The 24812-nt window shown below is 68.1% G+C and carries 25 protein-coding genes and 1 riboswitch; of the genes, 15 read left to right on the top strand and 10 right to left on the bottom strand.

The window, feature by feature from the left end; genetic code table 11:
* Positions 1-277: 277 nt before the first annotated feature.
* Together SK803_RS15665 and SK803_RS15660 are read left to right on the top strand one after the other, a co-directional pair.
* Positions 278-1609 carry a glycosyltransferase family 4 protein gene (locus SK803_RS15665; RefSeq protein WP_319966705.1) on the top strand — a complete coding sequence of 444 codons (1332 nt, stop codon included), beginning with the start codon at positions 278-280 and terminating at the stop codon, positions 1607-1609.
* On the top strand, positions 1609-2904 hold the full coding sequence (locus SK803_RS15660) for a UDP-glucose dehydrogenase family protein (protein WP_319966704.1): 1296 nt from the start codon (positions 1609-1611) through the stop codon (positions 2902-2904). The genes SK803_RS15665 and SK803_RS15660 overlap by 1 nt, the downstream gene beginning before the upstream one ends.
* 280 nt (positions 2905-3184) lie before the next feature.
* Here SK803_RS15660 and SK803_RS15655 read toward each other — a convergent pair whose 3' ends face one another.
* Positions 3185-3880, bottom strand: a complete 696-nt coding sequence (locus SK803_RS15655) for a PIG-L deacetylase family protein (RefSeq protein WP_319966703.1) — start codon at positions 3878-3880, stop codon at positions 3185-3187.
* 35 nt (positions 3881-3915) lie between these two features.
* Between SK803_RS15655 and SK803_RS15650 the strand changes: the two genes are divergently transcribed.
* On the top strand, positions 3916-4371 hold the full coding sequence (locus tag SK803_RS15650) for an SLATT domain-containing protein (RefSeq protein WP_319966702.1): 456 nt from the start codon (positions 3916-3918) through the stop codon (positions 4369-4371).
* Positions 4372-4566: 195 nt separating this feature from the next.
* Here the strand turns inward: SK803_RS15650 and SK803_RS15645 are convergent, their stop codons facing one another.
* From SK803_RS15645 to SK803_RS15635, 3 genes are all read right to left on the bottom strand, one after another.
* Complete coding sequence (locus tag SK803_RS15645; RefSeq protein ID WP_319966701.1) at positions 4567-5670, bottom strand: right-handed parallel beta-helix repeat-containing protein; 1104 nt, start codon at positions 5668-5670, stop codon at positions 4567-4569.
* A gap of 274 nt (positions 5671-5944) precedes the next feature.
* Complete coding sequence (locus tag SK803_RS15640; protein ID WP_319966700.1) at positions 5945-6712, bottom strand: enoyl-CoA hydratase/isomerase family protein; 768 nt, start codon at positions 6710-6712, stop codon at positions 5945-5947.
* 13 nt (positions 6713-6725) lie between these two features.
* The gene (locus SK803_RS15635) at positions 6726-7682 is read right to left on the bottom strand and encodes a magnesium transporter CorA family protein (protein WP_319966699.1); all 957 of its coding nucleotides are present in this window, start codon (positions 7680-7682) and stop codon (positions 6726-6728) included.
* Positions 7683-7751: 69 nt separating this feature from the next.
* On the opposite strand from SK803_RS15635, the gene SK803_RS15630 reads away from it, so the two are divergent.
* A complete protein-coding gene (locus SK803_RS15630; protein WP_319966698.1) occupies positions 7752-9077 on the top strand; it encodes a serine/threonine-protein kinase in 1326 nt (441 codons plus the stop codon).
* On the opposite strand, the gene SK803_RS15625 is transcribed toward SK803_RS15630, so the two are convergent.
* On the bottom strand, positions 9062-9907 hold the full coding sequence (locus SK803_RS15625; protein WP_319966697.1) for a hypothetical protein: 846 nt from the start codon (positions 9905-9907) through the stop codon (positions 9062-9064). The two genes, SK803_RS15630 and SK803_RS15625, sit on opposite strands and share 16 nt — an antisense overlap.
* Entirely contained in the window at positions 9900-10391 is a 492-nt protein-coding gene (locus tag SK803_RS15620; RefSeq protein WP_319966696.1) for an RNA polymerase sigma factor, read from the bottom strand. The genes SK803_RS15625 and SK803_RS15620 overlap by 8 nt, the downstream gene beginning before the upstream one ends.
* Positions 10392-10488: 97 nt before the next feature.
* Between SK803_RS15620 and SK803_RS15615 the strand changes: the two genes are divergently transcribed.
* The 3 genes from SK803_RS15615 (at position 10489) to SK803_RS15605 (ending at position 14973) form a co-directional block, all read left to right on the top strand.
* On the top strand, positions 10489-10974 hold the full coding sequence (locus SK803_RS15615; RefSeq protein ID WP_319966695.1) for a GNAT family N-acetyltransferase: 486 nt from the start codon (positions 10489-10491) through the stop codon (positions 10972-10974).
* A gap of 36 nt (positions 10975-11010) precedes the next feature.
* Entirely contained in the window at positions 11011-12303 is a 1293-nt protein-coding gene (locus SK803_RS15610; protein WP_319966694.1) for a YncE family protein, read from the top strand.
* 114 nt (positions 12304-12417) lie between these two features.
* A complete protein-coding gene (locus SK803_RS15605; RefSeq protein ID WP_319966693.1) occupies positions 12418-14973 on the top strand; it encodes a glycoside hydrolase family 97 catalytic domain-containing protein in 2556 nt (851 codons plus the stop codon).
* Here the strand turns inward: SK803_RS15605 and SK803_RS15600 are convergent.
* Complete coding sequence (locus tag SK803_RS15600) at positions 14970-15158, bottom strand: MbtH family protein (protein ID WP_319966692.1); 189 nt, start codon at positions 15156-15158, stop codon at positions 14970-14972. The two genes, SK803_RS15605 and SK803_RS15600, sit on opposite strands and share 4 nt — an antisense overlap.
* A 111-nt stretch (positions 15159-15269) precedes the next feature.
* On the opposite strand from SK803_RS15600, the gene idi reads away from it, so the two are divergent.
* Positions 15270-15845, top strand: coding sequence for an isopentenyl-diphosphate Delta-isomerase (gene idi, locus SK803_RS15595; RefSeq protein WP_319966731.1), 576 nt, complete (start codon positions 15270-15272; stop codon positions 15843-15845).
* A 13-nt stretch (positions 15846-15858) separates the two neighbouring features.
* On the opposite strand, the gene SK803_RS15590 is transcribed toward idi, so the two are convergent.
* The 3 genes from SK803_RS15590 to SK803_RS15580 form a co-directional block, all read right to left on the bottom strand.
* Complete coding sequence (locus tag SK803_RS15590) at positions 15859-16902, bottom strand: ribonucleotide-diphosphate reductase subunit beta (protein WP_319966691.1); 1044 nt, start codon at positions 16900-16902, stop codon at positions 15859-15861.
* Positions 16899-19256, bottom strand: a complete 2358-nt coding sequence (locus tag SK803_RS15585) for a ribonucleoside-diphosphate reductase subunit alpha (RefSeq protein ID WP_406601537.1) — start codon at positions 19254-19256, stop codon at positions 16899-16901. Before SK803_RS15585 ends, SK803_RS15590 begins: the two co-directional genes overlap by 4 nt.
* Positions 19257-19363: 107 nt before the next feature.
* Positions 19364-19575, bottom strand: a riboswitch (cobalamin riboswitch).
* Between the two features lie 197 nt (positions 19576-19772).
* Complete coding sequence (locus SK803_RS15580) at positions 19773-20321, bottom strand: LysE/ArgO family amino acid transporter (RefSeq protein WP_319966729.1); 549 nt, start codon at positions 20319-20321, stop codon at positions 19773-19775.
* A gap of 99 nt (positions 20322-20420) precedes the next feature.
* On the opposite strand from SK803_RS15580, the gene SK803_RS15575 reads away from it, so the two are divergent.
* The 7 genes from SK803_RS15575 (at position 20421) to SK803_RS15545 (ending at position 24806) form a co-directional block, all read left to right on the top strand.
* Complete coding sequence (locus tag SK803_RS15575) at positions 20421-21278, top strand: LysR family transcriptional regulator ArgP (RefSeq protein WP_319966728.1); 858 nt, start codon at positions 20421-20423, stop codon at positions 21276-21278.
* 17 nt (positions 21279-21295) lie between these two features.
* Positions 21296-22012: a glycoside hydrolase family 16 protein gene (locus tag SK803_RS15570; protein WP_319966690.1), complete on the top strand. Its 717-nt coding sequence runs from the start codon at positions 21296-21298 to the stop codon at positions 22010-22012.
* Positions 22013-22038: 26 nt separating this feature from the next.
* Positions 22039-22767, top strand: coding sequence for an SDR family NAD(P)-dependent oxidoreductase (locus SK803_RS15565; RefSeq protein ID WP_319966689.1), 729 nt, complete (start codon positions 22039-22041; stop codon positions 22765-22767).
* Positions 22768-22847: 80 nt separating this feature from the next.
* On the top strand, positions 22848-23555 hold the full coding sequence (locus SK803_RS15560; protein WP_319966688.1) for a DUF998 domain-containing protein: 708 nt from the start codon (positions 22848-22850) through the stop codon (positions 23553-23555).
* Complete coding sequence (locus SK803_RS15555; protein ID WP_319966687.1) at positions 23480-23890, top strand: type III secretion system chaperone family protein; 411 nt, start codon at positions 23480-23482, stop codon at positions 23888-23890. Before SK803_RS15560 ends, SK803_RS15555 begins: the two co-directional genes overlap by 76 nt.
* Entirely contained in the window at positions 23890-24456 is a 567-nt protein-coding gene (locus tag SK803_RS15550) for a TIGR03086 family metal-binding protein (RefSeq protein ID WP_319966686.1), read from the top strand. Before SK803_RS15555 ends, SK803_RS15550 begins: the two co-directional genes overlap by 1 nt.
* A gap of 11 nt (positions 24457-24467) precedes the next feature.
* A complete protein-coding gene (locus tag SK803_RS15545) occupies positions 24468-24806 on the top strand; it encodes a condensation domain-containing protein (RefSeq protein ID WP_319966685.1) in 339 nt (112 codons plus the stop codon).
* Positions 24807-24812 lie beyond the last annotated feature (6 nt).

Raw genomic sequence — 24812 nt, 5'->3', positions numbered from 1 at the left:
AACCGCTCCTCGCTTTTGGGCTTGTGCCCGCTACATCGAGTGTTTCAGAACCACCGTTACCTGGCGGCGTGACCGCCGACCTTCACCGCGCCTTTCGGTGGGCAGCAGGGCACCTCGCGGCACCGCCCCCGCGCCCCCATATACCTGATATGAGGGCGCGGGGGCGGTGCCGCGATGCACCCGTCTGACCATCGAAATGCGGGGCAAAGGCCGGCGGTCACGCCGCCTGAATCGCCGAAGGTGTAACCGTTTCGCCCTCCGGAACGAGAACCAAGGCGTGACGTCATCGCCGCACGTGTTGATCATCGTGCAGAACCTCCCCGTGCCGCTGGACCGCCGGGTGTGGCTGGAATGCCGCGCTCTCACCAACGCCGGCTACGAGGTTTCGGTGATCTGCCCCAAGGGTCCGGGTGATCCCGCTTACCAACTCCTCGACGGAGTGCACATCTACAAGTACGCTCCGCCGCCCCAGGCCGAAGGCGCGCTGGGCTATGCGTGGGAATTCCTGTACTGCTGGGTGCGCACGGCGTTGCTGAGCGTGAAGGTGCGTGCCCGCAGGCGGTTCGACGTCATGCAGGCGTGCAACCCGCCGGACACGTACTGGGCGCTCGCGCTGCTGTGGCGGCTGGGTGGCGTGAAGTTCGTCTTCGACCACCACGACCTCAACCCCGAGGTGTTCCTGTCGCGGTTCGGCGAGCCCAAGGGTGTCGCGGGCAAGCTGCAGTACCGGATCCTGAAGTGGCTGGAGCGCCGGACGTTCCGCACGGCCGACCGGGTGACGTCGACGAACACCTCGTACCAGAAGATCGCGTGGACGCGCGGTTCCGTGCCGCCCGAGCACACCAGTGTCGTGCGCTCCGGCCCGGACACCACCGTCATGCGGCCTGTCGAGGGTGTGGACGAGCTCCGACGCGGCGGCAAACATCTGGTGGCCTATCTGGGAATCATGGGCCCGCAGGACGGCGTCGACGGCGTGCTGGAAGTCGCTAAGAGGGTCGTTTTCGACCGCGGCCGCACCGACGTCCGGTTCGCGCTGCTGGGCTTCGGCGACTGCCTCGAAGACCTGAAGAAGCAGGCCACGGCCTGGAGACTCGATCCGTACGTGGAGTTCACCGGACGGGTTGGGCCCGAACAGATCACTCGGTACCTGTCCACTTCCTCCGCCGGCCTCGGCCCGGATCCGTTGTCGCCTTTGAACGACGTGTCCACTATGAACAAGACCATGGAGTACATGGCCTACGCGCTGCCGGTCGTCACGTACCGGTTGCAGGAGACCGTGGTGTCCGCCGGCGACTGCGCGGTGTTCGTCGAGCCGGGTGACGTCGAGGCGTTCACCACGGCGCTGCTCGACCTGCTCGACGACGCGGAACGCCGTGGCCGCCTCGGCTTCGAGGGCCGCCGCCGCTGCGAGGCGGAACTGGACTGGCGCCCGCAGGCCGAGAACTACGTGGCGGTGTTCGACGGGCTCACCGGCTTCGCCTCGCGCGGCCCGTTCCCCGACGGCAGGCCCGAGCTCGGCGCGGGTTCCGACCAGTGGGGCAACAAGATGATCGACGTGAGCGACGACGCCGTGCTCCGCGCGTTCGCCGTGAACCGAACGGGAGAATGATGTTCGTCAGAAGGATCGCGGTCGTCGGCACCGGCTACGTCGGCCTGACCACCGGCGCCTGCCTCGCGTCGCTGGGCCACCGCGTGGTGTGCGCGGACGTCGACGCGGGCAAGATCGAACGGCTGTCGCGCGGCGAGGTCGACATCCTCGAACCGCGCCTCGCCGAGCTGGTGGCGGAGGGCATCGCGTCCGGCCGCCTGTCGTTCGTGCTCGGCGCGTCCGCCGCGGTGGCCGACGCCGAGGTGGTTTTCCTCTGCGTGCCAACGCCGATGGGCGTCGGTGGCATCGCGGACCTGGCCGCCGTCGAGTCCGTTGTGGACGAGACGCGCGACCTGCTCCCGTCCGGCTGCGTGATCGTGAACAAGTCCACGGTCCCGGTCGGCACCGCGGTCCGGACCGCGGAGCTGTTGCGGCGTGACGACGTCGCGGTCGTCTCGAACCCGGAGTTCCTCCGCGAGGGCTCGGCCGTGCACGACTTCCTGAACCCGGACCGGATCGTCGTCGGCTGCGACCAGCAGGACGCCGCCGAGCGCGTGGCCGCCCTGTACGCACGTCTCGGCGCGCCGACGGTGCTGACCGACGCGGCCTCGGCCGAGATGGTCAAGTACGCGGCGAACTGCTTCCTCGCGATGAAGCTCTCGTACGTCAACGCGGTGGCGGAGCTGTGCGAGCGGCTCGGTGCGAACATCACCGACGTCACCGAGGGCATGGGCTACGACAAGCGCATCGGTCAGGCTTTCCTGAACCCCGGCCCCGGCTGGGGCGGCTCGTGCCTGCCCAAGGACACGCACGCGATGCTCCAGGTCGCCGACGCGGCCGACTTCGAGTTCCGCCTGCTGCGCGCCACGATCGACACCAACGAACGCCAGCGTCAGCGGATGGTCGAGAAGGTCCGCCTGGCCGTCACCGGCAAGCGCGGCGGCTCGCTGTCCCACGTGCGACTGGGACTGCTGGGCCTCACGTTCAAGGCGGGCACGGACGACCTGCGCGACTCCCCGTCGCTGGCCGTCGCGGCGATGCTGAAGCAGGCGGGCGCCGACCTGGTCGGCTACGACCCGGCGCTGCCCGGCGGCAGGGACCTGGGCGCGGTGTCCGTTGTGGACGATCCGTACCAGGCGGCGAAGGACGTCGACGCGCTGATCGTGCTGACCGAGTGGCCGGACTTCCGTTCCCTGGACTGGGCGCGCCTCGCCGAGACCGTCCGCCAGCCGGTCGTCGTGGACACCCGCAACATCCTGGACCCGGACGTCATCCGCCGCGCGGGCTTCACCTGCACGTCACTGGGCCGTCGCTAGTCCATTTAAGACAGTCCATTTAGCTCAATCGTGTGACAGGGCGCGCGAGATTGTTGTGCTAGCGCTTTGATTCCCGGCAACACCCGGTGGGGCCAGCCCGCCGGGTCTTGCCGGGAGGTCTCCACCGTGGCCGGAATCATGGAACTCGTCAGCGGACTCGTGCACCAGGCCAGCGGCCTCCTCGCCCAGGCGAGCGACCTCGCGAGCGGCCTGCTCTCCGCGCTGCCGCTCTAAAAGGCCTGCGGGGGCGTTCGTCGTGACCGGCGAACGCCCCAAGGTCTCACCAGCGCGGCAGATCCGGCCCGCTGGTGGTGATGCCCGCGAACAGATCGTTCTCCGGCAACGGCGCGTCGGTCGTGTCGAGCGCACGGAAGTAGTGCTCCTCCAAGCCGAACGCCCCGTGCACCTGCTGACTGGCGTGACACCGCAACGCCTGCCGCTTCACGTCCACGACCTCACTGATGTCGATCGTCGTCGACCCGTCCTTGGCCGTGAGGTAGAGCTTCGCCGGGATGCCCGTGCGGTACACGGCGAGCTTGGCCATCCTGATCACGTGCATGTGGTCGCGGTGCGAGCTGTAGTGGGTGACGACGACCTGCGGCTGGTAGTGCTCGACGAGAGCGGCGAGCCGGCCCGCCGCGGTCTCCACCGGAATCGTGCAGAGCCCGCCCTGCGGCACCTCGCCGACGTGCCCGGAGTCGTGATATCCCAGCAGTTCGAGGTCCGAGATGCCCAACGCGTCACAGGCCGCGTGCAGCTCGGCCCTCCGATGCGCGGCCACAGCCTTGGGGTGATGCCCGACCTCACCTGGCGTAGCACCGCTCAACGCGTCGTCGAACTCGCCGTTGGTGCACGTCACCACCACGGTTCTGGCACCTTGTCGAGCGTAGCGGGCGAGCATGCCCCCGGTCGTGGTCGACTCGTCGCCGGGATGGGCGTGAACGGCCAGCAAGGTTCTCGGTCCGTCGAACTGCACGCGGGCGAACGTACCCGGAAACTATTCTGCGGCGCGTGACCGACTTGCCGTCCGGCCTGAAGCCGCTAGAACTGGCCCACCACCTCCGCTCCCAGATCGAACGCGGCCACGCCTACTCCCGGTCCCGCAAACACCGGTTCCGCTGGAAGTCCGTGGCGGTCCGGCTGACCACTTTGGTCCTTTCGGCGGCCTCGACGATCATCCTCGGCCTGCAGAACCTGGACCCGTGGACGGGCACGGCGTTCTCACTCGTCGCGGTGGTGACCGTGGTGTCCGCTTTGGAGCCGTTCTTCGCCTGGCGTTCGTTGTGGGTGCTGATGGAGGAGGCCAGCTACCGGTTCCACCGGCTGGAGGACGACCTCTCGTACTACATCGCGTCGACGCCGGCGGATCAGGTGGATCCGGAGCGGGTCCGGGAGATGTTCGAGCGGTACCAGGCGATCTGGGACTCGCTGAGCTCGCGGTGGCTGAAGCACCGCGACAACGCCTAGACCCTCGCAGCCTGGTTGGCTCGTGACGTCTGCAAGTACCACCAACCCGAGATCATCCGGCCGCCAACTACACCCAACCGGCCGGCCCGCCGCGGCGGGCACGAGCCGTGGACCTGGCTGTTGGGTGTAGTTGGCGGCGGTTTGATCAAGAGTTGGTGGTACTTGCAGACGCCGTTCAGCCAGCCCGGGCTACGGTTACGGCGTGCCCGCGGCCTTGCCCTTCGCGTCCGGCGCGTTGGGGTCGAGCAGGAAGTTGTCCTGCCACACGGCCCACTTGTAGCCGACGCCGTTCGCGGTCACGTAGGCCGCGCCCCAGCCGCTGCCGGTGAAGCGGTTGTTGATGGACTTCATGTTGCGGCCGTACTGGTTGCCGTGGCTCGACTCGAGGCCGAGCTGGTAGCCGCCGCCCTCCAGCAGGTTGCCCTCGACGGTGACGTTGTCGATGTCGCCGCCGTAGGTCTGGATGAACAGGGCGCCGGTGTCCTGGCCGGTGGAGCAGTCGATCCGGTTGTTGCGGAAGGTCAGGGTGCGGCCGGCGTTGCGGTCCAGCGGGAAGTCGCGGACCGTGGCGCCGTCGTTGTGCGCGTCACCGGCGGTGCGCAGGCCGCGGACGTAGTTGCCCTCGGCGAGGCCGCTCAGCGAGCTGCCGGTGTTGTAGAAGCAGATGCCGGAGCCCATGCCGGTGATGTAGTTGCGCTGCAGGGTGCCCACGCCGAGGAACGCGCAGGACTTCGCGATCGTCGACGCGGAGAGCTTCGAGCCGTCGATGTTCGAGTCGCGGATGGTCACCGGGGCGCCGGTGACCTGGCAGGAGTTGCTGCCGCACGGGCCGTTGGTGGTGACCAGCGGGGCGGCCTCGTCGAGGCGGTTGGGGCGGATGCACGACTTCTCGATCGTGATGTTGCCCGCGAAGAGCGTGAGGGACTGCTCGATGCGCTTGCCCGAGATCACCGTGCCCGAGCCGGGGGAACCGGGGCCGGTGTAGACGGGCAGGGAGTCGCAGTTCAGGCCGTGCGCGGCCAGGCCGGTGTTGCCCTGGGTGAGCTTCCAGCCGGGGGAACCCGCCGGTGCGGGGGTGCCGGGGTTGGCCGGCGGCTTCACGGGGCCGTTCGTGGCGGACTTGGTCGTGGAGCTGGTGGGTGCCGCCGAGCTGCTGCTCGGGGCGGCGGAACTGCTGGACGTGGTCGAGGTGGCGCTGGTGCTCTCGGCTACCGGTGTCGGTTGGGCCGCCTTGGTCGGGGAACAGGCGGCCAGTGTGATGACACCACCGGTCAGCAGCACGGCCAATCTCAGTTTCACGGCTGGTTCTACCTCCACGCGCGTTCACGACGGGGGACCGTGAACCGCTCGTTAATTGTGTCGTCGGCCGTTGCGGAATGTGTACGAAACTCGCGCGACGGAGTTCGTACGGGGGCCGTTGAACGGTCAGCACACTGCACGGGCGGACGGGAGGAGTCAAGCGGATCTCCTTGTGCCCCAAGGTCATCTTCCCACCGGTGGGGAATACTTCATCCGTGTGAGCAGGTAGATCACAGTTTTATCACCGAGCCATATGATTCTCTGATGTGTGAGATCAGCGACCCAGGAATGTCGCGCGGCCGGGACCGTCCGTGAGGAAGCTGTGCACAGCGCGTGGCAGGTCCTCGGTTTCGTACAACGCCGACGCGATGGTCGTGACGTGAGCGTCCGCCTGGGGGACGCCGCCGTTCTCGAAATGTGCGAGCACCTGTTTGGTCGCAAAGTGTGCCTGCGTTGGGCCGATTGCGAGCGACAAAGCGAACTGCTCGGCGGCGAGTGCGAAGCCCTCGTCCGGGAACACGCGGTTGACGACGTTCCAGTGTTCGAGGGTCGCCGCGTCGTAGAGGTCGCCCGTCATGACGAACTCCTTCGCGCGACCCACGCCCGCGCGAGCGGCCAGGCGTTGGGTGCCGCCCATCGTCGGCGTGAGGCCCACGACCTTCTCCACCAACCCGAAGCGCGCGCTCTCCGCGGCGAGGATCAGGTCGCACGCCACCGCCAGCTCGAACGCCCAGGTCAGGCACAGGGCGTGCGCCGCGAAGACGGTCGGGATCGGCAACGCGGCGAGGCGTTGCGGCAGCAGCAGCATGCGGTCGAACAACGCCTGTGCGTCCTCGCGGTACTCCTGGGCCGCGAACAGCGACACGTCGACACCGCCGGACACGACCCGTCCCGTGGCGTTGACGAGCAACGCCCGTGCGTCGCCCAGTTCGTCCAACGCGTCGTGGAACTCGGCGTCGAGGTCCAGCGCGTAGAGGTTCAACGGCGGGGCGTCGATCGTGATGATCGCGAGCTCGTTCTGACGGGTCAGGTGGATCTTCATCGGAAAGCGGTCCTCACAGCCAGTCGCGACGCTTGAACAGGAAGTACAGGGAGTAGGAGAGGACGAAGATACCCAGCGTGGACACCCAAAAGCCCCATCTCTGCTCATAACCGGGGTAAGGGACGTTCATCCCGTAGTAGCCGGAGATCGCGGTCGGCACGGCGATGATCGCGGCCCAGCTGGTGACCTTCTTCATGATCGAGTTCAGCCGGTTGCTCTGCACCGCGACCTCGGCCTCGCGCAGGTTCGTGACCAGCTCGCGCATCGACTCGGTCAGCTCGGCCGTGAACAGCGCGTGGTCCTTGACGTCCAGGTAGTACGGCATCATCACGTCGTCCACGACGCCGTGCTCGCGGTGCACCAGCGAGCCGAGCACCTCGCGCATCGGCAGCGCGACCCGCCGCAACTGCACCAGGGCCCGCCGCTGCCGCAGCGCCTTGCGCCCGACGTGCGGCTTCTCCTCGTAGATGCGGTCCTCGAGGGCCTCGATGTCGTCGTCGAGCCGCTGGGCCGCCGCGTAGTGGCTGTCCGCGACGTCGTCGAGCAGGCCGTGCAACAGGAAACCGACACCGCTGCCCGCCAGCGTGGGTGCGGCGTCCCAACGGCGTTGCATGCCCGCGAGGCCGTACGACTCGTTCTCCCGGACGGTCACCAACGCGTTCTTGGTGACGAAGACGTCGACCTCACAGGTTCTGATCTCGTGGTCGCCATATGAGACGGCGTACACGCTCAAGAACAAGTGAGTGGGATAACGGTCGACCTTGGGGCGCTGGCGTTCGGCCGTGGCGTCCTCGATCGCGAGCTCGTGCAGTCCCAGCTCGTCGCGCAGCAGACCTATCTCGGCTTCCGATGGTGCGCAAAGGTCGAACCACACGACCGCGGACGGATCTTCGAGGTGGCGCGCGACGTCGGAGACCGGGAAGTCGCGGTCCACGAGTTCGCCGTTGCGGTACAAGCGGGTCCGGCCCATGGACGACAACGATACGTAGATCTACTCAGATGTGAGGATTGACGCCCAACTCCCGCTACCCTCGATCCGGTGAAGGTGGACCAACCACAACGCATAGGCGACTACCTGCTCTTGGGCAGGCTTGGTCGTGGTGCCATGGGAACGGTCTACCTGGGGCAAGGCAGCGACGGACGGCAGGTCGCCGTCAAGGTGGCCCGTGCGGAGCTCGCCGACGACCCCCGCTTCCGCGAGCGGTTCCGCCGCGAGGTGCAGATGGCCCGCGCGGTCGGCAGCGCCGGCACCGCGGCGGTCGTGGACGCGGACACCCGCGCGGCGCGGCCGTGGATGGCCACGGAGTACGTGCCCGGCCCCACGCTGCAGGAGGCGATCGAACGGCACGGCCCGCTGCCCGAACACCACCTGCGCCGGCTGGCCGAGGGTCTCGCCGACGCGCTCACCGCGATCCACCGCGCCGGCCTGGTGCACCGCGACCTGAAGCCGTCCAACGTGCTCCTCGGCGCCGACGGGCCGCGCGTGATCGACTTCGGCATCTCGCGCGCGATGGAGCACACCGCGCTGACCGAGACCGGCATGGTCTTCGGCACGCCGGGCTTCCTCTCGCCCGAGCAGATCACCGGCCAGGACGTCAACGCGCCGTCCGACGTCTTCGCGCTGGGTGCCGTGCTGGTCTACGCGGCGACGGGCAAGGGCCCGTTCGGCGAGGGCCCGACCGCGACGCTGCTGTACAAGGCCGCGCACGGCGAACCGGACATCGACGGCGTGCCCAAGGCGTTGCGGCCGCTGGTGCAGAAGTGCATGCACCGCGACCCCGCCAAGCGCCCGGAGCCCGCCGAGGTGACGCGCCTGCTCTCGCAGGTCGTCACGCCGAAGCCACCGACCAGCAAGCTGCCCGCACCGATGACCCCGGCCGCGGCGACGTTCTCGACGTCGCGGGTCGTGCCGGTCGTGTGGGGCGTCACCAACCTCGCCGCCGCTCTGCTCGCCGCCGCGATCGCCGACCCGGCCGCCAAGGCCAACGGCGCCACGCAGCTGCTCGCGCTGGCGGCGTTCTGCGTGCTGGTCGTGCGAGCGGCGCGGTACTTCGGTGCCGCCGCGCGCCGCAAGGTCGTGATCGAGATCAGCCGCGAGGGCATCGCGACCACGCGCAACGGCAAGTTCCACCAGTACTGGTGGTACGAGCTCGCGCGGGTGCGCGTCGTGCCGCACAAGAAACGGCCGTGGGTCGTCGTCTGGCTGAAGGACCCGGCACCGCGCCGCTTCTTCGGCGCGCATCACGGCGGTGTGCGGGTGTTCCCGATCGCGCACGAACGGACCAGACGGCGGCGCGAGCGTGATGTCGCCGAGCTGCGCGCCGCCCTGGCCTGGTACCTGCCGCGGTCCTACGACGGCCGCTGAGCGACCCAGTCGTAGGTGACGGCGATGGACAGCTTTCCGCCGCCGTACACGACCATCGGGTCCTCCGCTCCGGAGACCTTGCCGGTCGTGGGATCGATGGTGAACTCGGTCTTGCCGCCCTCCACCGACACCTTCCCGTTGTCCCAGCGGATCTCGGGAGACTCGGCGAGCATGCGGTAGACCGCCGCCTTCTCCTTGTTCGTGGTGAACGGGGACAACAACGCGAACGACGACTGGAACAGCTTGTCCGCCGGTGTCTTCGCGTTCAGCGGCAGGCCGAGGCTCTCCTCCTGGCACGGCGCGGCCGCGCAGAACGTCGACCACAGCACGGGGCCCCGGTTCCCCTCCTCCACGAGGACGTCGAGCGGTGCCTGGTCGCCCGCGATCGCGCGCCGCTCGCCGGTGGGCCTGCGGTAGATCACCACGGTCTCGCCCTTGTCGACGGGCATCCAGGCGTCGTACTGGAACTGGACGTCCGTGATCCCCCAGCCGTCCCTGCCGTCGATCTGCTGCCAGAGCACGTACTTGACGTGCTGGAACCCCGAGGTCGGCTGCTCCGCGGTCTCCAGCATGGTCGCCGCCTCCAGCAACGACCTGGCGGGCACGGTCGGCAAGGTGGCGGGCGCGTCCCGTGAGGCGGGCCGCAGCGTCACCACGAGCCCGGTGATCATCACCACCGCCACGGCCGCCGCCGCGATGCCGACCCAGCGCAGGGACCGGGACCGGGGCTTCTCGGCGAAGAGCTGCTCGCGCAACCGGGCGAGCCGCACGTCGTCGCTGCCCCGCACCGGGTAGAGCTCCGCGAGGTCGTCGTCCAGCACGTCACGCATGTTCCACTTCCTTCAGCTTGGCGCGCAGGCGGTGCAGCCGGGAGCGTGCGGTGCCGGGGTTCAGGTCGAGGGCCTCCGCGGCCTCCTGCACGCTCAGACCGGCCAGCGACACGAGCAGCAGCAGGTCGCGGTCGGAGTTCTGCATCTTGGCCAGCGCGCCCGCGATCCGCCGCAGGTGCGCGCGGGCGTCGATGCGGGTGACCACCGTGTGCTCCAGCGTCTCGGCGACACCGAGGTCGATGCCATAACGTTCGGCGGTGCGCAACAGGCGGGTCTCGCGTTTGGCGTGGCCGCGCAACAGGTTCGTCGCGATGCCGTAGAGCCAGCCGACGACGCTGCCCTTCTCCGGGTCGTAGGTCTCCTTGGCGCGCATGGCGGCCAGGAACGTCTCGCTGACGAGGTCGTCAGCCACGTCGACGCCCACCCGGCGCGCCAGATATCGGTGCAGCGGATGGGCGTGCTCGTCGAACAGCTCCGCGAACATCACGCCCCCAGTTGGCTTCTCGCGGCACCGGTGTTGCAGTGACCTGGGTCACACTCCTGGTTCGTATTGGAGTGGACGGCGTTCCGATGATGGTCGCATGACGAACTGGACCGTGACGGTCGCCGACGCCGCGCGTTCGCCGCTCAACCGCGAGTACAACGCCGAGATGATCAGCCGTTACTGGGGCCGGCCCACCGACGACGCCGAGGTCGACGCCTACGAACGCGACGAGCAGGACCACGACGTGCCGGTGTTCCTCGTGGTCTCGCGCGACGGCGAGGACGCTGGATGTCTCGGCATGCGGTTCCTCGGTGACGGTGCCGGCGAGCTGACGCGGATGTTCGTGCGGGTGCAGTTCCGCGGCCAGGGCGCCGCCTCGGCGTTGCTCTCGGCGATGGAGATCGAGGCGCGCGAACGTGGCGTCGAGGTGCTGCGGCTCGACACGCGCAACGATCTCGTCGAGGCGCGAAACCTGTACACAAAGCACGGTTTCGTGGAGATCGACAGGTACAACGACGCGAAATACGCGGGGCACTGGTTCGAGAAACGGCTAACGTCCGCTCATCCGGTCGCGATGTCCTGATTGGTCGGGATGACTCGCGCCCTGGAGGCATTGAACATGCGGTTGCGTCCACTGGTGATGGCTGTCGCCGTCACCGCGGCACTGGTGGTGACCCCGGCCGAAGCAGCATCCCCCGGCCGGGTGCTCGGTTACGTCGCCAATCTCGGCGGCGGGGTGTCGGTGATCGACACGGCCACGAACGCGGTGTCCCAGACGATCGTCGACAGCGGCGGCAGCTCGCCGTACATGGCGGCGGTCGCCTTCGACGGAACTCGCGGCTACGTGACGAACTCCGTGCAGAACACGCTCACCGTCATCGACACGCCGACCAACACGGTCGACAAGTCCATTCCCGTCGGGACCCACCCGGCGGGCGTCGCGGTCGCCCCGGGCGGCGGCTTCGTCTACGTCACCAACTACGACGCCGGCACGGTGTCCGTGGTCGACACGGCCACGCTGACGGTCACCGCGACCGTCACCGTCGGCCAGAACCCGGACGGCGTGGTCGTCACGAAGGACGGCACGTCCGTCTACGTCACGCACGACGTCGTCGGCCCGAGCAAGGTCTCGGTCATCGACACCACGTCCAACACCGTCGTCACCACGATCAACGTGGGCAGCACGCCCACCGCGGTCGCGGCCTCGGCCGACGGCACGCGGATCTACGTGGTCAACAAGGGTTCTGACAACATCTCCGCCATCGACGTCGCCTCGCGCACCGTCGTCGGCACCGCGGCCGTCGGCTTCGTCCCGCACGGCATCGCGTTGTCGCCCAACGGAACCCGTGCGTACGTGACGAACAGCGAGTTCGACTCGGTGTCCGTCGTGGACCTGACGGCGATGGTGGAACTGCAGAAGATCGTCGTCGGCGACCGCCCGATCAGCGTGGCTCTCACGCCGGACGGTGCCAGTGCCTACGTCACGAACTTCAACAGCAACACGGTGTCGGTCATCGACACGGCGTCCAACACGGTCACCGGCTCCATCGCGGTCGGCCAGCGCCCGGTGGGCATCGCGATCAACTTCGTGCCGCCCGCCACGTCGAAGCTCGTGGCCGGGTCCGCCCAGCTGCAGCTGCGCCTGCTCGGCTTCACGGTCCGCTCGCTCGACGCGACGCTGACCGACAAGCACACCGGCGCGCCGATCGCCGGGGAGAAGATCGTGTTCCGCACGGTCAAGGGCAACCCGCTGTGCACCGCCACGACCAACTCGGCGGGCAAGGCCACCTGTGACGCGAACGTGTCGCTGCTGGTCGGGTTGTCAACACTGCTGCAGGGCTTCACGGCCTCGTACGCAGGCAACAACGAGCACGGTGGAGCTTCTTCGCACGGCCACATCGCGCTGCTTTAGGCAATATCTGTCACGGTTGTTACATCCCTTGACTCGGACGAAATGCCCGGCATAGCGTCCGGGTCGAGGGATGTCCTCCGGTGACCGCCGCCCCGGATCACGAGGGGAGTGTCCGTGGCGGTCAGAACGCTCGCTGTGGCCTTGGTGGCTGCGGGGCTGGTCGTGGTGCCACCTGCGCAGGCCGGTTCGAGGGGCCCGCAGGCGGTCGTCAGCACGTCTGGTGGAGCGGTCACCCTGGCGGTGACGCACAACGGAAAGACGGTCGTGCAGCCGTCGCCGGTCGGGATCACGACCGAGCGCGCCGACCTGTCCCAAGGTCTCACTCCCGCCGGGAAGTCGAAGCGGGCGATCTTCGAGCACTACCGCACGACGTCCGGCAAGAAGCGGGACCGGTACGTGCGGGCCACCGAGACGACCTACCGGTTCACGTCCGGGGCCGACAAGCTGAATCTTGCCAACAAGCTGAATCTTGCCAACAAGCTGAATCTGGTCGTGCGCGAGTCCGCGGACGGCGTCGCCTACCGCTACGAACTGCCGCAGGACACCGGTGCGGTCACCGGCGAGGCCTCGGCGTTCACCCTTCCTCCTGACGCGACGGCGTGGCTCGCGAAGTTCCGGCGTGACTACGAGAACCCGTTCCTGCAGATGAAGGCCGGGACCGCGGAGCAGGCCGAGTACATGCACCCGGCGCTGTTCGAGGTCGGCGGCACCTACGCGCTGATCACCGAGTCCGATGTGGACGGACGCTACTCCGGCGGCCGCCTCGTGCACGCCGGTGGCGGCAGGTACCAGGTCAAGCTGTGGGACGAGAAGGTCGCGGTGTCCGGTGCGCTGAAGACGCCGTGGCGCACCGTGATCGTCGGCTCGCTGGCCACCGTCACCGAGTCGACGCTGGTGGACGACCTCGCGCCGCCGTCCAGGCTGCGCGACACGTCGTGGATCAAGCCCGGCCCGGCCATCTGGACGTGGCTCGCCGGCGGTCGCTCGGTGCAGCAGGACCTGGCCAGGCAGAAGGAGTTCGTCGACTACGCGGCCGCGCGTGCCTGGCCGTACGTCGTGGTCGACGCCGGATGGTACGACGACCCGAACTGGCGGCAGACCAGCTTCATCCCCGAACTCGTCCGGTACGCGAAGGCGCGGGGTGTCGGCATCCACACGTGGGTGCGGTTCAGCAGCGTCGACACCCCGGCGAAACGCGCGGACTACCTGCCGTGGCTGCGGAAGTGGGGCGTACAAGGGCTGAAGATCGACTTCATGGACTCCGACGGCCAGGAGCGGTACCGCTGGTACGACGAGATCCTGCCCGAGACCGCCCGCATGCACTTCCTGATCAACTTCCACGGCGCCACGCTGCCTCACGGCCTGCACCGCACCTGGCCGCACGTCATGACCACCGAGGCCGTGCACGGCGCCGAGAAGTCCAGCGGCCTCACCACCGGTCACATCACCGCGTTGCCGTTCACCCGCAACGTGGTGGGAGGCATGGACTACACGCCGGGCGGCTTCCACCGCACCCGCGCCAACACCGACGCCGGCGAGCTCGCGCTGTCCGTGCTGTACGAGTCGGGCGTCCAGAACCTCGCCGGGCGCCCGGATTCGTACGACGCCCGCCCGCTCGCCAGGTGGTACCTGGAGCAGACGCCGACCGCGTGGGACGAGACGCGCCTGTTGTCCGGCCGTCCCACCGAGAGCGTCGTGATGGCGCGGCGTGACGGCGACCGGTGGTTCGTCGGCGGGGCGATCGCGGGGGAGGCCCGCACACTGGACCTGCCTGCCCTGGGCCGGGGACGGTGGCTGGTCGAGGTCGTGCGAGACGGTGCTGGTGGTCTGGTCGAGGAAACCCATGTCACCTCGGCGAAGCTGACGATTCCGGTGGCGAAGGACGGCGGGTTCGTCGCGCTGGTCTGCCGCCCGGAACGCTCCACCTGCGCGAGGCCCACGCACGGCATCCCGCCCACGACCGTTGCCGTCGCGCCTGCACAGGTTTCGGTGCGGCCGGGCCAGACGTTCGAGATGAGCGGCACCTTCACCAACACCTCGGACCGGCCGCTGTACGGCGTGACGTTCGCGCCACGCGTGCCTTCTGGCTGGACGGCTTCCGGCGCGGTGCGGGCGTTCCGGGTCGCGCCGGGGGAGTCGTTGGGCGGTAAGTGGACCGTGACGGTCGGTGCGAATCCTGTTGTGGGGGTGACGGACGTGCCCGTGGAGGCGCGGTTCGGCTCCGGGGTCTCCGCGGAGAAGGCGACCCGCGCGCACGTCTGGAAGCCGTTGCCCGCCGGGCAGTCCTACGTCGCGGGCAACGACCGTTCCGTCGAGAACCGGACTTTGACGACCGGCGGTGTCCGGTTCGGCAAGGGCATCGGCACGACGCCCGCGGAGAGGATTTTCGAACTCGGGACGTGCACGAGGTTCGACGCGACCGTGGGCGTGGACGACGAGGTCGACGGCCGGGTGGATCGCGCGGCGGGTGCCGGCGGCTCGGTGGTGTTCGCCGTCGTCGGTGACGGCCGCGTGCTCTACGAGAGCCCGCTGCGCAGGTCCGTCGACCCGGCGCTGCCGGTCAGCGTCGACGTCGGCGGAGTGAAGTCGTTGACGTTGCGCGTGACCGACGGCGGTGACGGCACCAGCCTCGACCACGCGGTGTGGGGTGACGCGCGGATCACGTGTTAGGCGGCCAACGGCAGGTCGGCGCGGGCGACGTGCACGTAGTCCAGGCAGGACTGCCGGGACGCGACGCCGTGGACGACCTGCCAACCGGCGGGCACCTGCAGCACCGCGGGCCAGATCGAGTACTGGCCCGTCGGGCTGACCAGCACCAGGAACATGGTGTGAGCCTGAGCGAACGGGGAAGTCATGACCTCAGGGTGACGTGGGACACCTAGGGCGCGGCTATCTCTACGCTCAAGCTCACTCGGACGCGTGGTTCCCGATCTTGGTCCACGTGTGATTACGTGGTGTCCGTGACTGTGGAACAGGTGGTCCTCCTGGCCGAGGACGGTTCGCCCATCGGCGTCGAGGACAAGGCAGTGGTGCACCACGCGGACACCCCGCTGCACCTGGCGTTCTCCAGCTACGTCTTCGACTCGGCGGGCAACACCGTGCTCACCCGGCGGGCGTTGCACAAGAAGACGTTCCCCGGGCTCTGGACGAACACCTGCTGCGGTCACCCGCTTCCTGGCGAGGACATGGCACAGGCCGTGCTGCGCCGTCTGCGGGACGAGCTCGGCATGAAGTGCTCCGACCCGGAGCTGCTGCTGCCGGGCTTCCGGTACCGCGCGGTGATGGACGGCGTCGTCGAGAACGAGATGTGCCCGGTGTTCCGGGTGTTCTCCGACGACGAGCCCGACCTGAACCCGGACGAGGTCGATTCCACCGAACGGGTGGCGTGGACCGAGTTCGCCGCATCAGTGCTGGACGGCACGCGCGAGATCTCACCGTGGTCGAAGCTGCAGGTCGCCGAACTGGTGAAGCTGGGGCCCGATCCGCTGGCATGGCCGGTCGCGGACCGGGCCGGGCTCCCCAAAGCCGTCAAGCTCGCTTAGCGGACGGCGGGGTTCACCACTCCAGTGAGCCACCGTTCTGGTACTCGATGACGCGGGTCTCGAAGAAGTTCTTCTCCTTCTTGAGATCCATCATCTCCGACATCCACGGGAACGGGTTCTCGGTCTTCTCCCACACGGGCTCGAGTCCGAGCTGCGCGCACCGGCGGTTCGTGATGAACCGCATGTACTGCTCGCACGACTCCGAGTTGAGGCCCAGGATCCCGCTCGGCATGGTGTCGCGGCCGTACGCGATCTCCAGCTCGCACCCCTCCGCGAGCATGGTCCGCACCTCCTTCTGGAACACGTCGTTCCACAGGTGCGGGTTCTCGATCTTGATCTGGTTGATCGCGTCGATGCCGAAGTTCAGGTGGATCGACTCGTCGCGCAGGATGTACTGGTACTGCTCGGCGATGCCGACCATCTTGTTGCGCCGGCCCATCGACAGGATCTGCGCGAACCCGGTGTAGAACCACATGCCCTCGAAGACCACGTAGAACGCGACCAGGTCCTTGAGGAACGCCTGGTCCGTCTCCGGCGTACCGGTCCTGAACTCCGGGTCCTCCAGGTGCTGCGTGAACTGCAGCGCCCACGCGGCCTTGTCCGTGATGGACGGGATCTCCCGGTACATGTTGAACAGCTCGCCCTCGTCCAGGCCGAGCGACTCGCAGATGTACTGGAACGTGTGGGTGTGCACGGCCTCCTCGAAGGCCTGGCGCAGCAGGTACTGGCGGCACTCGGGGTTGGTCAGGTGCCGGTACACCGCGAGCACGATGTTGTTGGCCACCAACGACTCGCTCGTGGCGAAGAAGCCGAGGTTCCGCTTGATCATGCGGCGCTCCTCGTCCGTCAGCCCGTCCTTCGACTTCCACAGGGAGATGTCGGCCTGCATGGACACCTCGGTGGGCATCCAGTGGTTGTTGCAGCCGGCCAGGTACTTGTCCCACGCCCAGTGGTACTTGAGCGGCAGCAGCTGGTTGACGTCGGCACGGCAGTTGATCATCGCCTTGTCGTCGACGCTCACCCGCGCCGCGCCGGCTTCGATGATGTTCTCGGTCACTGGCAGGCCTCGCACTCGGGATCGGTGATGGAGCAGTTCGGGTCGGTGACGGCGACGGGGGAGACGGCGTTGAGCTTGCCGTCGGTGCCCTGCAACGTGGACTTCTCCACGTGCGTCGCGCTCTGGGTGCGCAGGTAGTACGTGGTCTTCAGGCCGCGCACCCACGCCAGCTGGTACATCTCGTCGAGCTTGCGGCCACTGGGCGCGGCCAGGTACAGGTTCAGCGACTGCGCCTGGTCGATCCACTTCTGCCTCCTGCTGCCCGCCTCGATCAGCCAGGAGCTGTCGACCTCGAACGCCGTGGCGTACAACGCCTTCAGGTACGGCGGCACCCGGTCGATCGCGCCGAGACTGCCGTCGTGCAGCTTCAGATCCGAGATCATCTGCTCATCCCACAGCCTGCGCTGCTTGAGCGCCCGCACCAGGTCCGGGTTGATCACGGTGAAGTCGCCGGACATGTTCGACTTCACGTACAGGTTGCGGTACAGCGGCTCGATCGACTGGTTCACGCCGGTGATGTTCGCGATGGTCGCGGTCGGCGCGATGGCCATGACGTTCGAGTTCCGCATGCCGCGCTTGACCTTCTCGCGGACCACATCCCAGTCCAAGGTGGACTCTCGGTTCTGCTCCAGCTCGCCGGCGCCACGGTTCTGCGCCAGGATCTCGACCGAGTCGATCGGCAGGATCCCGCGGCTCCACAGCGATCCCTCGAACGACCGGTAGGCGCCGCGTTCCCGCGCCAGCTCGGCGGACGCGTCGATGGCGTAGTAGCTGATCTCCTCCATGCTGCGGTCCGCGAACTCGACGGCCTCCTTGCTGGCCATCGGCGTGCCGAGGGTGAACAGCGCGTCCTGGAAGCCCATCAGGCCCATGCCCACCGGGCGGTGCTTGAGGTTGGAGTTCCGCGCCTCGGGGATCGTGTAGTAGTTCACGTCGATCACGTTGTCGAGCATCCGCACGGCCGTGCGCACGGTCTTCTCCAGCCGCGCGTGGTCGATGCCCTCGGCCGTGACGTGCTGCGCGAGGTTGACACTGCCCAGGTTGCAGACCGCGACCTCGTCGATCGTGGTGTTCAACGTGATCTCGGTACACAGGTTCGACGAGTGCACGACACCGCTGTGCTGCTGCGGCGACCGCAGGTTGCACGGGTCCTTGAACGTGATCCACGGATGCCCGGTCTCGAACACCATGGTCAGCATCCGCCGCCACAGGTCGACGGCGGGCAGCCGGCGGAAGACCTTGATCTCGCCGTTGTCCGCCTTCTCCTCGTACGCGCGGTACTTCTCGGCGAACTCGTCGCCGAACGCGTCGTGCAGGTCCGGCACCTCGTCGGGCGAGAACAGCGTCCACTGGCCGTTCGCGCGCACCCGGCGCAGGAACTCGTCCGGCACCCAGTTCGCGGTGTTCATGTCGTGCGTGCGGCGGCGCTCGTCACCGGTGTTCTTGCGCAGGTCGAGGAACTCCTCGACGTCGATGTGCCACGTCTCCAGGTACGCGCAGACCGCGCCCTTGCGACGGCCGCCCTGGTTGACGGCCACTGCGGTGTCGTTGGCAACCTTGAGGAACGGCACAACACCCTGTGACTTGCCGTTGGTGCCCTTGATGTGCGCGCCGATGCCGCGGACCGGGGTCCAGTCGTTGCCCAGGCCCCCGGCGAACTTGCTGAGCAGCGCGTTGTTGCTGATGCCGTGGAAGATCGCGGCGAGATCATCGTCCACGGTGGTCAGGAAGCACGACGACAGCTGCGGGCGTGTGGTGCCCGAGTTGAACAGGGTCGGCGTCGAACACATGAAGTCGAACGACGAGAGCAGCTCGTAGAACTCGATCGCGCGGGCGTTCTTGTCGTCCTCTTCGAGGGCGAGACCCATGGCGACGCGCATGAAGAACGCCTGCGGCAGCTCGTAGCGGCGGTCGTCGTGGTGCAGGAAGTAGCGGTCGTACAGCGTCTGCATGCCCAGGAACTGGAAGTTCAGGTCGCGTGACGCGTCGAGCGCCGCACCCAGGCGGGCGAGGTCGTAGCCGGCGAGGCGCGGGTCGAGCTGGCCGAACTCGATGCCGTAGCGGACGAACTCGGCGAAGTACGCCGGGTAGCGCTCGGTCATCTCGGCGTGGGACAGCGGGATGCCGCAGGCCTCGGCACGCAGCTTGTCCAGCAACAACCGGGCGCTGACGTAGGAGTAGTCCGGGTCGTGCTCGACCATCGTGCGGGCGGCCATGATCGGCGCCAGCGCCAGCTCGGCGTCGGTGATGCCGTTGTAGAGGTTCCGCTTGGTCTCGGCCAGAACCGCCTCGGCGGATGCGTTCGGCAGGTCAGCACACGCTTCGTTGATGACCACTGAAAGGCGGTCGGGCACGCTCTCTCCTCGCGAGATCAGCCCGAGGAAACGCATGCGCACGCCAGTGGGCACACCACTGGTGCACACAGCAGCCCTCCCTCGGGGCACCGTGTCGTGCGCGCAGGCTTGCGCGCACACCAATGGCAGGTCTTCGGACTCGTGGGCGTACCTCTGGCGCCTACCGGCCGTCGCTTCCCAGGTCCGGAGACCCAGTGCTTGGTTGACGGCTTTCGTTCCCACTCACCGCTGCGGGGCAGTCCTGGATTCGCACCAGGTTCCCTGTTGCCTCACCGACCCCGTTGCGCCAAGTCGGTGAACCACCAGCGCGGCAGATACTACATGTAGGGGTGGGGTCTGGATCACCACCCAACATGCGCGTGTCGTGGGTTATGGTCATCAACGTGGGTGATCTTCGGCCTCGGGTCGTCTTCGGTGCACTGGTCTGTGCGGGGCTCGCTTCGACGTCCCTTTTCGTCGGTGCCGCGGCGCCGGTGACGAGTGGTGTGCTGGCCGTGTCGGCGGTGCTCGTGATGATCACCACCCGGCGATCAGGACGACCCCGAGACTGATCATCACGGCGGCGATCAGGCCGTCCAGGACCCGCCACGCGCGGGGCTTCGCGAACAGCGGGCTGAGCAGCCGGGCGCCGAACCCGAGTGCGACGAACCAGGCGATGCTCGCGGTGACCGCGCCGACCCCGAACAGCCACCGGCCGGCCGCGATCGAGCCGAGCAGCAGCAGCGTGTCCAGGTAGACGTGCGGGTTGAGCCACGTGAGCGCGAGCGCGGTGAGCACAGGGCGGTTCGAACCGCTTTCGGCGACGCTCATGGAGCCCGGTTTGAACGCCCGGCGCGCCGCCAGGAACCCGTACGCCAGCAGGAAAAGACCGCCGACGATCGCGGCGACGGTGATCGCCTGCGGCCACCTGCGGACGATCGCGCCGAACCCCGCGACGCCCACCGCCACGAGGATCGCGTCCGAGATCGCGCACACGGCGACGACCTTGGCCACGGCCTGGCGTCGAAGTCCTTGGCGCAGCACGAAAGCGTTCTGCGCGCCGATCGCGACGATCAGGGTCATCATGGTGCCGAAGCCGAGCAGCAGGTCAGTCACACGTTCGACGGTATTGACGCGGTCTTGATGAGACCAGCTAAAGATTCTTACGTAGCATTAGCGGCCGTGATGGATCTCGACCTGGTGCGCACCCTGCTCGCGGTCGTCGACGCGGGCACGTTCGACGCCGCCGCGGACGCGTTGCACGTCACGCCATCCGCTGTGTCCCAACGGATCAAGGCGCTGGAACAGCGGACGGGCCGGGTGCTGCTGGTGCGGGCCCGGCCGGTGCGGCTGACGCCGTCGGGGGAGGTGCTGGTCCGTTACGGTCGGCAACTGCTCGCTCTGGATCAGGACCTGGAGGCGGCGCTGGGGGAGGACGCCGTCGTCCGGGTGCCGATCGCGGTGAACGCCGACTCGCTCGCCACCTGGTTCCTGCCCGCGCTGCAACGGGTCTCGCCGTCGTTGAAGATCTCGTTCGACCTCCACCGCGAGGACCAGGACCACACGACGGCGTTGCTGCGGCAAGGTCTGGTGATGGCCGCCGTCACGTCGTCACGTGAGCCGGTCGCGGGCTGTTCGGTGCGCAGACTGGGTGACATCCGTTACGCCGCAATGGCATCGCAGTCCTTTGTGGATCGGTACCAGGACGGCCCGCTCAAGTCGTGGTTGCCGGACGCGCCGGTGGTGGTGTTCGACCGCAACGACGACTTGCAGGACCGGTTCGTGCGCACGCTGACCCGTGGCCGCGGTGCCTCGGACCACCGTCATCACGTGCCGTCGTCCGAGGTGTACGTGCGGACGATCGTGGCCGGTCTCGGCTGGGGAATGGTGCCACCGCAGCAGGTCCAGGACGGTCTGGTCGATCTCGCGCCCGGCCGCACCATCTCCGTGCCGCTGTACTGGCAGCAGTGGAAGCTCGACTCACCGGCCCTCACCGCGGTCGCCGACGCGGTCGAGGCGGAAGCCGGTGTGGCGCTGGAGTAGGAGTTACCCTCGGTGACATGACCGGACGAGACCTCGAGTTCGAAGACCGGTTCACCACGCTGGACCGGTGGCATCCGCACTACCTGCCGCACTGGAGTTCGCGCGCGGCCACGGAGGCCCGTTACCGCAACGACGCCGGCCTGACCCTGCGGATCGACGCCGACCAGGCGCCGTGGTGCCCGGAGTTCGACGGCGACACCAGGGTCTCGGGCCTGCAGACCGCGCTCACCACCGGCCAGTCCCGCTTCCGTCCTGATCTGCGGGTCCGCGAACCGCAGCAGGACCTGCGGCTCTACACCCCGACGTACGGCCGGTTCGAGATCAGGTGCAAGGCCGTCGACGATCCCAACTGCATGGTCGCGTTGTGGATGATCGGGCTGGAGGACGTGCCGGAGCGGTCCGCCGAGATCTGCGTCGCGGAGATCTTCGGCAAGCACGTCTACCCGGCGAACACCGGTGTCGGCATGGGCGTGCACCCGTTCGGCGACCCGCGGATCACCGACGAGTTCGAGGTGGTGGACGTGCCGATCGACGGTCGCGAGTTCCACGTCTACGGTGCGGACTGGCAGCCGGATCGGGTCGACTTCTTCGTGGACGACGAGCTGGTCAACACGGTCCACCAGGCACCGGACTACCCGATGCAGTTCCAGCTCGCGATCTTCGAGTTCGGGCCGGAGCGCGCCGGGACCTGTCCGAAGGAGTTCGAGGTCGAGTGGTTCAGGGCGTACCGATGAATCTCGCTGGGATGAATCTTGCTGGGATGAATCTTTTTGGGAAGGTCGCCGTCATTTACGGCGGCGCGGGCAGCATCGGTGGTGCGATCGCGGAGGCGTTCGTCGCGGCGGGGGCCGAGGTGCATCTCGCCGGCCGCACCGAGGCGACGCTCAGGGCGAAGGCCGGGCAGCTGGGCGCGCGGTACGCCGTGGTCGACGCGACGGACGAGCAGGCGGTGGACGAGCACGCGGCCACGTTCGAACGCATCGACATCTCGGTCAACGCCATCACCGACAACGACGTCCAGGGCACGCCGATGGTCGAGATGAGCGTCGAGGACTACCTCAGCCCGGTCGTCACGAGCGTGCGCGCACGTTTCCTCACGTCGCGTGCGGCCGCACGGCACATGATCAGGCAGAAGAGCGGGGTCATCCTGTTCTTCGGCGGCACCGGTGACGCGTCGGCGCACCGCCGGTGGCAGCTCGGCGGCCTGCTCGCGGCGTTCGACGCGGTGGAGTCCATGCGCCGTCAGCTCGCCGCCGAACTCGGGCAGCACGGCATCCGGGTGGTGACGCTGCAGACCGGTGGCATCCCCGAGTCGGTGCCCGCCGAGCACCGCGAACCGATCGAGACCGACATCGTCGGCGAGACCCTGCTCGGCCGCGCCGCCACGTTGGAGGACGTGGGCCGAACAGCGACGTTCGTGGCCTCGGACTGGGGCCGCACGATCACGGGATCGCAGGTCAACATCACATGCGGAAGCGTCCTGGACTGAACCTGTCGAATTGCTGGGGGGATGCTGTCGGCTTCCTGAACTCAGGAACCGGTCGGGTTCGCCGCCGCGTTGACCGGTATGTGCTGATTCCTCGACTTGCCGCCACCGGCGGTTCACTCGCCGTCGTCGCGACGGTGGCCATGGTGGGTCTGCTCGACCTGACCGTCGGCCCGCTGCGCCGCACGATCAGCGAGTACGCGCTGGGCGACTACCGTCCGGTCTTCGACACCGCCGTGCTGCTGCTGGCCCTCGGCTCGCTGGCCATCCTGGCCGCGCTCGTCCACAAAGGACTGACGCGGTGGCGGTCGGCGGGCTCGATCGCGCTGACCCTGTGGTCGGTGGGCCTGCTGCTGGTGGTGGTGTTCCCGAAGACGAACTGGGCGATGGGCACCAACGAGCTCAGCGGCAGCATCCACCGGTTCGGCAGCATGATCGCGTTCGTCAGCCTGCCGATCGCGGTGATCCTGCTGGCCCGGCCGTGGCTGAAGGACCACGTGTGGGGCAAGCACGCGAAGTTCACGATGGCGTCCGGCCTGTTGAGCGTTGTCGCGTTCATGCCACTCCTGTACGCCATTGCGATGGGTGTGGTCTCCGACGTTCGGTGGTGGCGGGTCTTCCCGTTGGGCTACATCGAGAGGATCTTGCTCGCCGCCGAGGTGGCCGCCGTGCTCGTCGTAGGGCTGTGGGCCATCGCGGCAAGTAGGGTTGCGCCATGGCGAGTTGGGGAGACCTCGCGGATTACGTCCGCGCCGAGTACGACGTCATCCACGACGAGGACGAGGAGCTGAGGATCCTCTTCACCTTCGGGGACGAGGACGAGGACGACGATGAGCGCACGCAGGTCGTGATCATCGTCCGGGAAGTGCTCGACAAGATGCACGAGTGGGTGCAGATCGCCTCCCCGTGCGGGCTGGCGAAGGACGTGAACCTCCGCGAAGTGCTGGAGGAGGTCGGCAAGTCCACCGTGGCGTGCGGTCTCGCGATCATGGGCGAGCACGTGGTGGTGCGGCACTCGCTGCCGCTGTCGCACCTCGACATCCACGAGTTCACCGACCCGTTGCAGCTGCTCGCCGGCACCGCGGACACGCTCGAGGAACAGTTCTGGGGAGGCGACGGCTACTGATGTTCGACTTGACACCGGCAGCGGACCAGCTCGCGGTTCTGGTGCGCAACGTGTCGGACGGCGATCTCAAGGCACCGACTCCGTGTCCCGAGTACACGGTCGGTGACCTGCTCGACCACGTGAACGGCCTGTCGGTCGCGTTCACGATGGCGGCGCTGAAAACCCCGTTGGAAGGCACCGGTTCCGGTGACGCGGCGCGGCTGCCGCTGGACTTCCGCGAGTCGATCCCGGTCCGGCTGGGCGAGCTGGCCGAGGCGTGGCGCTCGCCGTCGTCCTGGGAGGGCATGACCGCGGCCGGCGGCGTCGACCTGCCCGGCGAGGTGGCGGCCGCCGTGGCGCTCGACGAGATCGTGCTGCACGGCTGGGACCTCGCCCGCGCGACGGGCCAGGACTTCTCGGTCGAACCGGAGCTGCTGGAGGTCGTCCACGGCTTCGTGTCGTCGATCGGCCCGGACGACCGCGACGGCTCGCTTTTCGGAGCCGCGGTGGAGGTCGACTCGAACGCGCCGCTGCTCGACCGTGTCCTGGGACTCAGTGGGCGCAATCCGGGGTGGCACCTAGGTTAGGCTCTCCTAACGTGAGAGCGATTACGGTGCAGGTTCGGGCCGGCCTGGGCGTGGGACGCCTGGCCGCCGCCGTGGATTCCCTGGTGGAACTGCACCCCGAACTGTGTCGCGGCGGCTTCGCGCACCACGAGGTGACGGACCCCGCCGCCGCCACGGACGCCGCACTGGCGGACGCGGAGGCGGGGCTCGACCTGCAGGCCGGCATCCTCATGCAGGCCGTGTGGCTCGACGCGGGCCCGGATCGTTCCGGCCGGATGGTGCTGGTGCTGCACGACATCGTGGCCGACCGGATGCCGCGCATCCTGCCGTGGCTGGTCAAGGCCTGGATGCAACCCGCGCTGGTCAGCTGACGCCTT

The sequence above is a fragment of the Lentzea miocenica genome (genome assembly GCF_033949945.1).
In the GTDB taxonomy this organism is placed as follows: Bacteria; Actinomycetota; Actinomycetes; order Mycobacteriales; family Pseudonocardiaceae; genus Lentzea; species Lentzea miocenica.
This window is presented reverse-complemented; position numbering and strand designations above follow the sequence as displayed.